15 protein-coding genes are annotated in these 12,585 nt (G+C 35.3%); 6 read left to right on the top strand and 9 right to left on the bottom strand.

Going from position 1 to position 12,585, the window contains the following annotated elements; all coding sequences use genetic code 11:
- On the top strand, positions 1–132 hold a 132-nt coding region (locus FJ213_06150; protein ID MBM4175740.1), incomplete at its 5' end, for a response regulator.
- A gap of 54 nt (positions 133–186) precedes the next feature.
- On the opposite strand, the gene FJ213_06145 is transcribed toward FJ213_06150, so the two are convergent.
- Together FJ213_06145 and FJ213_06140 are read right to left on the bottom strand one after the other, a co-directional pair.
- Positions 187–669, bottom strand: a complete 483-nt coding sequence (locus tag FJ213_06145) for a hydrogenase maturation protease (GenBank protein ID MBM4175739.1) — start codon at positions 667–669, stop codon at positions 187–189.
- Positions 660–1,013: a hypothetical protein gene (locus FJ213_06140; protein MBM4175738.1), complete on the bottom strand. Its 354-nt coding sequence runs from the start codon at positions 1,011–1,013 to the stop codon at positions 660–662. Before FJ213_06140 ends, FJ213_06145 begins: the two co-directional genes overlap by 10 nt.
- Before the next feature lie 68 nt (positions 1,014–1,081).
- Here FJ213_06140 and FJ213_06135 point away from each other — a divergent pair, with 68 nt between their 5' ends.
- Entirely contained in the window at positions 1,082–2,923 is a 1,842-nt protein-coding gene (locus FJ213_06135) for a tetratricopeptide repeat protein (GenBank protein ID MBM4175737.1), read from the top strand.
- 47 nt (positions 2,924–2,970) lie between these two features.
- Positions 2,971–4,161 carry a serine hydrolase gene (locus FJ213_06130; protein MBM4175736.1) on the top strand — a complete coding sequence of 397 codons (1,191 nt, stop codon included), beginning with the start codon at positions 2,971–2,973 and terminating at the stop codon, positions 4,159–4,161.
- Positions 4,162–4,251: 90 nt separating this feature from the next.
- Here the strand turns inward: FJ213_06130 and FJ213_06125 are convergent, their stop codons facing one another.
- The 3 genes from FJ213_06125 to mazG all read right to left on the bottom strand — a co-directional run bounded on the left by FJ213_06125 (position 4,252) and on the right by mazG (position 6,033).
- Positions 4,252–4,542 (bottom strand): HU family DNA-binding protein, encoded by a 291-nt coding sequence (locus FJ213_06125; GenBank protein MBM4175735.1) that lies wholly within the window; start codon positions 4,540–4,542, stop codon positions 4,252–4,254.
- A 97-nt stretch (positions 4,543–4,639) separates the two neighbouring features.
- On the bottom strand, positions 4,640–5,092 hold the full coding sequence (locus FJ213_06120) for a hypothetical protein (protein MBM4175734.1): 453 nt from the start codon (positions 5,090–5,092) through the stop codon (positions 4,640–4,642).
- 179 nt (positions 5,093–5,271) lie between these two features.
- A complete protein-coding gene (gene mazG, locus FJ213_06115; GenBank protein MBM4175733.1) occupies positions 5,272–6,033 on the bottom strand; it encodes a nucleoside triphosphate pyrophosphohydrolase in 762 nt (253 codons plus the stop codon).
- 105 nt (positions 6,034–6,138) lie between these two features.
- On the opposite strand from mazG, the gene FJ213_06110 reads away from it, so the two are divergent.
- Together FJ213_06110 and FJ213_06105 are read left to right on the top strand one after the other, a co-directional pair.
- Positions 6,139–6,597, top strand: a complete 459-nt coding sequence (locus tag FJ213_06110) for a RidA family protein (protein ID MBM4175732.1) — start codon at positions 6,139–6,141, stop codon at positions 6,595–6,597.
- The gene (locus FJ213_06105; GenBank protein MBM4175731.1) at positions 6,594–6,935 is read left to right on the top strand and encodes a diguanylate cyclase; all 342 of its coding nucleotides are present in this window, start codon (positions 6,594–6,596) and stop codon (positions 6,933–6,935) included. Before FJ213_06110 ends, FJ213_06105 begins: the two co-directional genes overlap by 4 nt.
- Before the next feature lie 82 nt (positions 6,936–7,017).
- Here the strand turns inward: FJ213_06105 and FJ213_06100 are convergent, their stop codons facing one another.
- The 3 genes from FJ213_06100 to FJ213_06090 all read right to left on the bottom strand — a co-directional run bounded on the left by FJ213_06100 (position 7,018) and on the right by FJ213_06090 (position 10,019).
- A complete protein-coding gene (locus FJ213_06100) occupies positions 7,018–8,520 on the bottom strand; it encodes a glycoside hydrolase (GenBank protein ID MBM4175730.1) in 1,503 nt (500 codons plus the stop codon).
- Positions 8,521–8,647: 127 nt separating this feature from the next.
- Positions 8,648–9,550: a hypothetical protein gene (locus FJ213_06095; GenBank protein MBM4175729.1), complete on the bottom strand. Its 903-nt coding sequence runs from the start codon at positions 9,548–9,550 to the stop codon at positions 8,648–8,650.
- A gap of 13 nt (positions 9,551–9,563) precedes the next feature.
- Positions 9,564–10,019: a PspC domain-containing protein gene (locus tag FJ213_06090; protein ID MBM4175728.1), complete on the bottom strand. Its 456-nt coding sequence runs from the start codon at positions 10,017–10,019 to the stop codon at positions 9,564–9,566.
- A gap of 120 nt (positions 10,020–10,139) precedes the next feature.
- Here FJ213_06090 and FJ213_06085 point away from each other — a divergent pair, with 120 nt between their 5' ends.
- Positions 10,140–10,850, top strand: coding sequence for a DNA alkylation repair protein (locus FJ213_06085; GenBank protein ID MBM4175727.1), 711 nt, complete (start codon positions 10,140–10,142; stop codon positions 10,848–10,850).
- Positions 10,851–10,948: 98 nt separating this feature from the next.
- On the opposite strand, the gene FJ213_06080 is transcribed toward FJ213_06085, so the two are convergent.
- A complete protein-coding gene (locus FJ213_06080; protein ID MBM4175726.1) occupies positions 10,949–12,541 on the bottom strand; it encodes a DASS family sodium-coupled anion symporter in 1,593 nt (530 codons plus the stop codon).
- Positions 12,542–12,585 lie beyond the last annotated feature (44 nt).

The following is a 12,585-nucleotide window of genomic DNA, read 5'->3' as shown; positions in this document are numbered from 1 at the left end:
GTTATAATGATTACAGGTTACGCAACAATTGAAACTGCAATCGAGGCAACAAAACTTGGTGCATTCAATTTTATTTCAAAACCATTTACACCTGAGGAATTAACAAAAGTTACTGAGGAAGCGATAGCATAAGTATTAATTTATAAATCACTTTGTATTTTAGCCAAGCAAATTCGCTTGGCTTTTTCATTTATTAACCATTTTTTTTAACTCACCTAAAAAAAATCTTCTCAGTGATTCGACACTTGTCGGTAATTTGATCTTGATTTCGTCAGAAAGTTCTTCCTTGAACGTATCAACATCTTTAACTGCAATGCCACACAAAGTAATTTTCGGCAATTTTATATTCGAAGCTTTATAGAGGGAAAGCATATTTGCGAAAGAGAGTGTGTGCGGAGACACAAATCGGGAAAGTTTCGCTTCATCAAGTTTTACTTCAAAAACTTCTCCTACATGCTCAACATCGCGAAATGAATCAATAATAAACGCAAAATCATAAACTGAAAGTCTTTCGATGAGAGACATCATATCTTCGGAATGAATAATTAAAGAACAGTCGAGAGATTTTGAAATAGTTTCGAATAATCTCTCGGCTGCTATAAGACCAACGGCATCGTCTGAAAGAATCGGATTACCGATGCCGACAATCGCGATTTTCACTAACGTGATCTTTCAGTAAGCAAATTTCCTTGTAAATCGAAAACACGAACTGTCATTGGCATTTGCCCAGGCAACGAATGTGTTGCGCAACCGAAACAAGGATCGTAAGCACGAAATGCCATTTCAATTTTATTCAAAACACCATCTGTAATTTCCGAACCTTTTTTAATCAAACCGCGAGCGGCTTTATTTATTGACATTGAAATCGGTGCGTAATTGTTTGTCGTTCCTACAATTAAATTTGCTCTTTTCAAGATTCCTTTTTCATCTGTAATGTAGTGATGAGTCAAAGTTCCTCGCGGAGCTTCCACAATTTTACTGCTGTCACCGACCGGTCGGTGGCAGCAATTAATTCAATAATAGAATTGTCTGTCCATAATAGTTATATTTCAATAAAACTACTTCGAAATTAAATTTAATAATGAAGAAGTATCAAAAAAGAAAAAAGAATAAGACAGATCGATCAACGGAAAATAAACTACCAGCAGGCAAGAATTTTTTTACATTAAAGAAAAATTGGTATTGGCTGGCTGCAATTATCATTTTGACATTCATCGCTTACTTGCCCGCGCTTCAAAATGGATTTACAAATTGGGATGACGGACAGTATGTTGTCCAGAATAGTAAGATTACGAATTTATCTTTTGAAAATATTGAAAATATTTTCAGCACATATTCAATGGGTAACTATCATCCACTTACAATATTAAGTTTTGCCGTTGATTATTCGATAGGTCAATTAGATCCGTTTGTGTATCACTTGAGCAATATCTTGCTTCATTTGCTTAATACTCTTCTTGTATTCATTTTCGTTTTTTACTTATTCGAGAATTTACAATTAGCAATTGTTACATCAATTATTTTCGGAGTTCATCCTTTACATGTTGAATCAGTTGCCTGGATCTCTGAGAGGAAAGATGTGCTTTGCACTCTTTTTTATCTGATAGCTGCAGTTTATTACGTTAAGTTTATTAAACAGGAGAAGAAAAAATATTTTATATACAGCTTATTGTTATTTGTTCTCTCGCTTTTATCTAAAGCTCAAGCAGTATCGTTTGCAATTACTATTGCTGCAATAGATTTTGCAGTTGGCAGAAAATTGACTGATAAAAAAGTCATTATTGAAAAAATTCCTTTCGTTGCATTAGCGCTAATATTTGGAGTAATCGCAATCTTTGCTCAGCAATCGAGTGAGTCAATTAGAGATGCAAATATTTATCCATTATACGAACGTTTGGCTATAGCTTCTTATGGATTTATTCAATACTTAATAAAATTAATTCTTCCAATTAATCTTTCAGCATTCTATCCTTATCCAGACGGAGGAATTCCGACGTTCTTTTGGTTCTATTTTTTAATTGCAGTCTGTTTAACGATCATAATTGTTTACAGTTTAAAGTTCACACCAAAATTTTTCTTTGCTTACTCTTTTTTTCTAATAAATATTTCTTTGGTACTTCAGATAATTCCTGTTGGTGATGCCATGATGGCTGACAGGTATGTCTATATCCCATCAATTGGTTTTTTCTTATTGATTGGATTCGGTTATCAATACTTAGTTTCAAATAAACCAAAAGCAAAAAATATTATAATTTCAATTCTTGTAATTTATATTGGCGCACTTGCGGTACAAAATTATAACCGGACTAAGATTTGGAAAGATAGTGTGACGCTTTGGAGTGATGTTTTAGACCAATTCCCTCATGTGCCGGTTGCATTAAATAATCGAGGAAATGTTTACAGCAAAGAACTAAAGCAATTAGACAAAGCTTTAGAAGATTACAATACTTCAATTAAGTATCATCCCGAATATTCTAAAGCTTACAGTAATCGAGCAATTGTCTACGGTATGAGAAAGCAATTCGATCTAGCGATTGCCGATTTAAATACAGCATTACAATTAAGTCCGAATTCCCTTGAAGCATTGCAGAACAGAGCAATTGCGTTTGCAACAGTCGGAGAATTTGAAAAAGCTTTTAGTGATTTTAATAGATGCGTGGAGCTCGATGTCAATAATCCAACTGCGTATGTGAATCGCGGAATTGCTTTTATGAACATCTCTCAATTAAATTCTGCAATTAAGGATTTTTCCTCCGCGCTAAATCTAGTTCCTAGTAATGCAAATGCTTACTACAGAAGATCAATTTGCTACTTCAGGAAAGAAGAATTCACTCGGGCACTGCAAGATGCTCAAGCTGCTATGCATTATGGTATGAACATAGATCAGAATTACATAAAGTCGATTCAAGAGAAATTGCAATAATGATTCTGATATCTAAAAATAATCAAACAAAGTAAGTTGAGGTAATTATGAAAAAAGTTTTCACAATATTTCTAATTTTACTTCTCTCAAAATATTCAATTTCCCAAATTCCTATAATTTATAAGCCCACCGAAATCCAGTTTTCTCAGGACAAGCTAAAATATATTGACACAGTGGTTCATAGATTCATTTCAAATAAAAAAACTCCAGGGGCAGTTGTGTTGATTGGGGGGAAGGACAAAATCTTTTACAAAAAAGCTTTTGGAAATTCATCCGTAATTCCTGAAGTGAAGTCAATGAAAATCGAAACTATTTTCGATCTTGCGTCGATCACGAAACCTGTTGCAACGGCGACTTCCATAATGATCTTACTCGAAAGAGGAATGTTAAGTCTTGATGATGAAGTCCGAAAATATATTCCTGAGTTTTTCGGCTTCATTGACGAAGAAAATAAAACCCAGCATTCAAAAATTTATCATCTGCTGACACATACTTCAGGTTTGCCGGATTATACAAATGCAGATTCAATTAAAAATAAATATGGTTCTCCCGCACCTGATGGAGCAATAAAAATAATCATGGCTTTGCCAAAACTGAATCCTCCAGGTACAAAATTCAGATACAGTTGTTTGGGTTTTATCACTCTTGCAGAAATAATTAAGCGAGTTTCTGGGCATACAGTAGCAGACTTTTCTGAAAAAGAGATTTTCAAACCTCTCGGAATGAAAAACACAACTTTTAATCCTGATGAAAAATTAAAAGCATTATGCGCACCAACTGAGACACGAGATGGAGCAATGACTTGCGGATTCGTACACGATCCACTTGCTGCAGTACAGGGCGGGATCTCAGGTAATGCAGGCTTATTTTCGAATTCAGAGGAGCTTGCTATATTTGCACAAATGATGCTGAATAAAGGGGAGTTTAACGGAGTAAGAATCTTGGGAGAAAAAACTGTTGATCTAATGACGAATATTTATCCAAAAGTGGAATTTGCCGGAAGAGGATTAGGTTGGGATGTGAATTCATCATACATGGGGCAACGCGGAGATATATTTGAAATTGGTTCATATGGGCACACGGGTTTTACAGGAACATCAATATTGATTTCTCCTAAAGAAGAATTATTTTTGATAATATTGACAAATCGAGTTCATCCTGATGGAAAAGGGGATGTATTACCAATGAGGAGGGCGATTGCAAATATTGTAGCAGGAGCAATTGTTCGAAGTGAATAATTTTTTCATAAGTGAATTTTATTTCAAAAATTATTCAGTAACAGATCATCGAAGGAGTCAGATAATTAAAATCTGACTCCGTACATAACTTTATTTTTTATTCGCTAAAACAGCGTCTTTACAGGCTTTTGCTATTTTAAATTTTACAACAGTTTTTGCTGGAATTTGAATAGTTTCACCAGTTGCAGGATTACGACCCATTCTTTCTTTTCTTTCAACAAGTGCTAATTTTCCGAATCCTGGTAACGTAAATGTGTTCTTTGCTTCCTTGTATGCAAGGGTATTTAGTTCATCAAAAAAAAGTTTTACAGTTTTTTTGGATAGTTCAGTTTTCTCAGACATTGAGGCAATGACTTGAGACTTCGTTAAAGCTTTCGCCATGATTTTTCCTTTATTTGTTATAAATAAACTGTTGCGAAAATAAAGATTTTTTTAAGTTTTACAAAGGATTTTTAATCCTTTTTTCAAATTATTGACGTCATCTTGAATACGATTTGTAAACGAATGCCGAGTATTCAAGGATCCATCTGTCAATGTAATCTCGTATTTTTTCCTTAGCCGATTCTTCTCTATCTTCGGTGAGTAATACTAACTTGTTTAACGGATTGTGTAAATAACTCGTGACCAGCATATTCAAAGCACTAATGTACTTGTAATTAAATTGATCACCAGTATTGGTTAGTAATCCAACCGAGATGATCACATTGGCTTCCTCAGTTTCAGTATAGTAATATTCAGGCAGCCGCTGATTCATTTTTTCTTTAATGTATTCTCTAAGAGTGTAATCGCTGAAGAGAGGATCTCCTGAATCAGTTCCAAAGTCGATGACGATTTTATATCGAACAGCTGATGATGGATTTTCAGATGCAAAAAGATTTGTAAAGCTACCAATACAAATCAGAATAGTGAATAAACTCAGAATTTTTTTCATTTCCGCACTCCTAATTTTTGTTCAATTTACTATTAGATGAATTGAGTTTCAATTATTTTTTGCATAAAAAAGAGACAAAATGAAAAAATATACTATGGGCAAGATACAATAGTTCATCCGATAAAAAATTTCGCAGAGTGAGTGTCTAATTTCTATTTTTATCTCCTGATTATTTACGATTAAGACCTCTCTTTGGACTCATCCCAATATTTTAACATTATTTCTAATTTGTTTGGTTGATCAGTTTCAGAATTCTGATTCATTTTTTTCTCAACGTATTGAAATCTTTTGATGAATTTTTCATTGCATTTTCTAAGTGCGTCTTCTGCATTGATATTATTCATCCTACCAAAATTAACTAAAGCGAAGAGCAGATCGCCGAATTCACCCTCAAGCTCTTCGGAGTTTTTATTTTCCGGCAGATATTTAATCTCTCTAATTTCCTCTTCAATCTTTTTAAAGGCATCATCCTTATTTTCCCACTCAAATCCGAACTTCGCTGCCTTTTCCTGCAATCTAAAGGCACGCAATAAGGCGGGTAGCTCTTTTGGGACACCATCAACAACCGAATCACGTCCTTCCGCTAATTTCATTAATTCCCAATTCTTCTTTACTTCATGATGATCTTCAACCTTCTTTCCTTCGAATACATGCGGGTGACGTCGAATTAATTTATCAGTAATATTTTCAATAACTTCTGAAAGGGTAAAGTGTTCATTGTCTTCAGCGATTAGTGAATGAAAAACGACATGCAAAAGCAGATCACCCAATTCTATTTTCAGCTCATTGAAATCTTTTTGATCAATTGCTTCGAGCACTTCATAAGTTTCTTCGAGTGTGGATGCTTTAATTGAATCATTCGTCTGCCGTCGATCCCAAGGGCATTCGACACGCAATTTTCTAACAGTCTGTTCTAATTTTTCGAATTCTTCTTTTGCCATAATTTATTTTTTAGTTTGTTAAGTTCATAAAGTTTATAATGTTTGTAATGTAATTCAATTTGATAAAAAAATACTAATTATTATAAAATAATTTGAGGAGATAAAATGTTAATTGAACAAAAAATCAAAGATTTAGGTTATGAATTAGCTGATGCACCGAAACCATTGGCTGCTTATGTACCTTGTGTGAAGAGCGGGAATTTTGTGTTCACAGCGGGGCAGCTTCCTTTAGTAGGCGGAGAATTAAAATATGTTGGACAAGTTGGGAAAGATCTTTCAGAAGAAGATGGCAAAAAAGCGGCTGAGATCTCATTATTAAATTGTCTCAGTGCAATTAAAGGGTGCATCGGTGAGCTCGATCAAATAAAAAGAATTGTTAAACTGACTGTCTTCGTATCTTCGCCAGCAGATTTTTATAAGCAACCCGTGGTAGCAAATGGTGCATCTGAATTGGTTTTAAAAATTTTTGGAGAGAATGGCAAACATGCCCGAAGTGCTGTCGGAGTTCCTTCACTTCCGATTAATGCCGCTGTTGAAATTGAAATGGTAGCTGAGCTGAAATGAAAAACTTTAATTGGCAGAAAGAATTTCAGGCGGCGATTACTATCTGTGATCCTGACGGTATAATTCATTACATGAACGAAAAATCTATTAAAGATTTCGAAAAGGATGGTGGAATTGACTTAATCGGAACAAACGTTCTGGACTGCCACCCTGAGCCATCGAAATCTCAGCTGAAAGATATGCTGTTAAATCAGAAGACTAATGTTTACACAATCGAAAAAAATGGAATTAAAAAGTTGATTTATCAGTCACCAGTTTATGAGAATGGAAATTACAAAGGATTGATCGAACTTTCATTTGAAATACCATTTGAAATGGATCACTTTGTCAGGAGGTAATTGAGCCAAGATGCAAAAAAGATTCCATCTTTTCACCTTCCTATGAGATTTCGAAAAGATGGAATCTTTTTACATTGCTTAGTTATTCATTAATCTCCATTGACACTACAGCGTATTCCTTACTCTCATTAAAATGTTTATCGAGAGAGGTTACAACGTATACGAACTCTTTTTTATTCATTGGCGAAATGAAGTGCTTGAATTTTGTTGTTGCCTGTGGATTGATGTGCACGATTTTACTTGGATCGTCGAGATTAATTTCATCAGAATTATCAAAACTATAAATTACAAAACCTCTTGCGCCGTCTCCATCCGTCGCGATATCAGGTTTATCCCAAGTTAGAAATACGCCATTGCTGTCGAGCCGCATGACTAAATTTTTTGGTGGCAGCGGCGGAATAGAATCTTTCCATGACATAGTCGGCGGCAGTGCAGGATATTTATAAAAATTATTTTTTAGCGAGTCAGCAAATCCGTTCATATTGTTATAAATTGATTTTGCACTGAAATAAACAGCACCGTTTACTTTGGAATGATTTCTATTCATTCGAATTTGGTTACCAAGCTCTGAACTTCTACCGGAGTAATTTCTCGCCAGGAATCTTGAAGAAAAAAGTCCAATATATAGATGAACATCTCCAACAATTGAATCCCACCAAGGAAGAAGTTTTGCATAAGGTGCAAGTTCGTGATCCATTGCCCAATACAGTTGCGGATTGATATAATCAACAATTTTATTTTCAATCCAATTTAAGGGATCGCAGTAGATCATTGAATAAGAGTTGAATCCTTTCGTATCGGTAAACTTATTTTCAACAATCCCAAATGGACTTATCCCGAATTTGACGTATGGTTTAACAGCTTTTATAACTTCATAAATATTTGCCATAAGGGAGTTAATATTATCACGGCGCCAATCATCGAGATCTTTTATTCCACGGTTATACTTCACGAAAGTAAGTGAATCTTCATTTGAAACTTTCGGTGTGTATGGATAAAAATAATCGTCAAAATGAATTCCATCAACATCGTAGCGTGTCAAAACATCCGTCATGATCTTTAGAACGAACTCTCTAACTTCCGGATGACCAGGATCGAGCATTTTATAATTGTTGAATGAGAGTATCCAATCTGGATTCGTTTCGGAAATGTGATTAAAAGCGTTTTTATATTCACCAATGGTTTTTACTGAACGATACGGATTAAACCACGCATGAAGTTCCATTCCTCTGGCATGAGCTTCGGAAATAGCAAATTCAAGAGGATCGAAAAATGGTTTTGGCTTTTTGCCTTGTTCGCTTGTCAGCCAATACGACCAAGGTTCTAATTCAGATTCATATAGGGCATCACATTCTGTCCTTATTTGAAACAGTACTGCATTAATTCCTGCATCTTCAAGTTTATCAAAAATTGAAACGAGCTCGGAAATTTGCTTCCCCGGAGTTGCATTTCGATCGCTGGGCCAATCAATATTTCCAACAGTTGCTACCCACGCACCGCGGAATTCTCTTTTTGGAAATTTATCCTGCGAAAAACTCTGATGAAAAAAAGAAATGGATAAAAGAATGATTAAAATAGATTTCATGATACACTCCCAAATTTTTTTACAACATTAAGAATGAACAGGCAGTAATCCAATCAAAAATGGATAATATGATTAATAGTTATTAAGTATTCTGGTCGATCGAATTTTTTTAAGAAACAAATCAGAATTAATATCTTTTTACCTTCACTGATGATACGCCGCCATCAAGTGATATGAAGATTTTCTTTTCAGCAGTTTCGTAGTTTACAGTTCTATAAGTATCTTCTCCAACATTAACGAACTCTTCATATTCTTTGCTGGAAAGTCCCATGTCAGAATTAATTTCACACCCTGAATTTTTTGGAATATAAATTCTAATCGATGAAGCACCGCCGTCAATTGTAATATTAGAGGTGTCTTGAAGTTCGCTGATTTTAAGTTTTAAAGATGCGGCTCCCATATCGACCTTCAAATTTTTCACTTTATATTTCTCGAAGTTAAAATCGATATCTGCTGCACCCATGTCAAAATCAAAATTCCACTCTGGATTTGGGTTAAGTTTCAAATTCAGTTTGTTGCCTTTAAAAACTTTTCCGAGGGAAATTTTATGACCGTCTTTTAGTCTTAATTTTAGATTTTCGGTACTTTCATCATGCCATCGTTCGATCGAATAATCTCCCCATCCGCTTTTGACTTTGCCTTCGAGTAATTGATCCGTAGTGTCCTCAATCGTAAACTTGCCAGCACCAATATCTAAATTGAGATTTGCTTTTAGTATTGTAGGTGAATACGGCTCAGCAATTTCTTTTGTAGCTATTTCAGAATCATCATAGTTGAAATGATGACATCCTGAAAAGCGAAGGAACCAAGCGAATATCACAACTGCCAAAAAAACCGCAGCAAGAGATGAAAAAACATTTTTTAACTTAGGGTCTTTCATGAAGAGGCTGATACCAAATAAAATCAAAATCGCGGGCCAAAATTTCCAGAGATTATAAAAAGAGACATTGATAAGATTAAAATTATTTAACAATAATAATCCACCAAATACTAAAAATAATATTCCCCAAAATAGTTGTTTACTTTTCATTTTATCCTCACTTTTACTTTTTTAGTGCGTTCCAAAGAATTACGACTCCAATTCCGACTAAAATTAGCGGAAAGAAATCTTCAAAATCAAAGAAAGGCCAGATATTTTCGAACAAGAACACGACGCCGAGGACAATTAAAACTATCCCAGCGATTACTCTACCTTTCGAGGGTTCTTTTTTCAATTGAAAAGTTTCAGATGGTATTTCCGCTGGCTCACTGGGTTGCGCTGTCTCTGGTTGATTTTCCGGCGGCTGTGCATCGTCTGGCATTTGCCACACAATAGGTTTTTGCGGAACTATGATAAGCATTATTAAATACATTAATAATCCAAATCCATGTAAGAATACCAGTATTACGAAAACAACACGAATTAGAACTGGATCTAGATTGAAATACTCTCCAAGTCCTCCACAAACACCACCAAATACTTTTTGTGTTCTGGAACGATATAATTTTTGATTCATCATTAACCTCTGCAAGTTTGTTTTCTAACTTAGACGGAGATGAAATTAGAATGTTACAAGAGATTTCGTATATTTACTCATTAACTAACAAAGTTTACAAAACATCTTAGAATTATTCCAGTTATGAAAAACAAAATTGAAGAAGTGAAGAAACGCTTGCGGCAATTTGCTCGAAAAGATAACGCGAATACTCTGCAGAGATTTTTTAAAACAGGCCCGGGAGAATACGGTGAAGGAGACATCTTTATTGGTGTAATGGTGCCGCAGATTAGACTAACAGCAAAAGAATTTTCTGATCTTAGTCTATCAGATTTGCGACGATTGATATCTTCAGAAATTCATGAAGAACGATTGACTGCACTTTTAATATTAGTACATCAATACAAAAAAGGAGATGAGTCGCATAAGGAAAAAATTTACAATTTCTATTTCCGAAGCAAAAAGCATATTAATAACTGGGATCTGATTGACCTGACTGCCGAACATATTGTCGGAGCTTATCTTTTGGATAAAGATAAAAGCATTCTATACGATTTGGCAAAGTCAGAAAATCTTTGGGGGCGGCGGATATCTATGCTTTCATGTTTTCATTATATAAAAAAAGAATCGTTCGAGACTGCGCTTGAGATTTCTGAAATCCTCCTAAACGATGAACATGATTTAATCCAGAAAGCTGTCGGCTGGATGCTTCGTGAAATTGGGAAAAGAGATTTAGAAACAGAAGAAAGATTTTTGAAAAAACATTACAAACATATGCCCCGCACAATGCTGAGATATGCAATCGAAAAATTCCCCGAAAAAAAACGACAAGCTTACCTGAAGGGAAAAATTTAATTAAGCAATGTGTGAACAAAATTTGAATTCCTAATATAGTGTTGGATTTATTTAGTTTTTAGCTATTCGATTTTGGAATTTGGTAAGCGATAAAATGTTTACAACTTGATAATTCCAAAAATCACATTTGCAAAAATTACGACAGCGAAAATAGAAAAAATCCATCCGAGTACATCCAATATTGAACCTACCTTAATCATATCTTTCATTCTGATGTAGCCTGAACCGTAAACAAGCGCATTTGGCGGAGTTGCGACAGGGAGCATAAAACCCATTGATGTTGCCACAGTGGCAGCAATTGTTATTGCCAATGGATCAACTCCAGTTCCATATGCAATTGATATTAGAACCGGCATCATCATAGTAATCTGTGCAGTGTTTGAAGTGATCTCTGATAAGATTACTGTGAGCGGTACAATTATTAGGATTAATAAGATTGCAGAAGGAGTGCCAACTATCGAAACGGTTGAGTTTGCAATCCAACCTGCTAAACCAGTTCTGAACATCGCATCCGACAGAGCGATTCCTCCTCCAAATAGAAGAAGTGTTCCCCAGTCCACCACTTTTGAATCTGACCATTCGAGAATGAACTTCTTTTCCTTCCAATCAACTGGAAACAGAAACAGCAGAATTGCGCCGAACATAGCTATTAGACTCTCATCAAACCATAAAAGTTTTGCAGAAATATTTTCCGGCAGTAAAATGTCCCAAAATGGATTTATTACCCAGAGAAAAACGACAATTGAAAAAACTGCAATTGTCATTCTTTCACCACGATTCAATTCCCCAAGCTGGTTTTTCTGCTCGAGTATCATCTCTCTCCCGCCTTTGAGTTTTTCTATTTCAGGAGGGAAAACTTTTATCAAGATCAACCAGGCGATTGGAATGAAAAGAATTACAAATGGGATTCCGAATTTCATCCAATCAAGAAAATTTATTTCAGCGATTTTTGATGCACTCAAAATAGAAACACAAATGCCATTCGGTGGTGATCCTATTATCGTTCCTACACCTCCGATGGAGGCAGCGTATGCAATTCCAAGCATTATTGATTTGCCGAAATTCGAATCTGATTTGCTGGCGCCAGACTCTGCAATTATTCCCAATCCCAATGGAAGCAGCATTGCTGTTGTTGCTGTGTTTGAAATCCACATTGAAAGTGTTGCAGAGACTGTCATCATTCCAAGGAGAACTAATTTTGAATTGTTCGCCAGATTTCCACGCGAGAGGATAAATAGAGTTAGGCGCTTATCGAGCGACCATTTTTGCATAGCCGCTGCGAGGAGAAATCCACTTAGGAAAAGAAAAATAATTGGATGAGCATAATTAGAGAGGATCGCTTTACCAGTAAATGCATAAAGCTTTTCATTCGAAGAACCATAAACATGAAACAAAGGAAGAATTAATCCAGGCATGAGTGCGGTGATTGGAATTGGAACTGCTTCCGTAGTCCACCAAAAGACCATTAGAAGTAGAAGTGCAAAAGTAACCTTTGTTCCGTAAACTAAAGTGTGAATATCTTCGGCTGATGCATTGACAGGTAAGGAGTTTTTCGCCAATTCAACGAATGCCTGTGGAGGATCAAGAAGCATGACTACGAGAAAACAAATCGGACCCAGAAACAATCCGATTGTTCTCGTTATTTTTTCCAATCTGGAAATTGAAAGGTTATTCGATTGTTCGATATCCATTTGTTAATTTTTTTATGCTGTTCGTTAAAAGATTCTATCTTTTT

The sequence above is a fragment of the Ignavibacteria bacterium genome, assembly GCA_016873845.1.
Taxonomy (GTDB): Bacteria; Bacteroidota; Ignavibacteria; order Ch128b; family Ch128b; genus JAHJVF01.
Note: the sequence above shows the minus strand (reverse complement) of the source record. Positions and strands in the feature narration are given on the sequence as shown.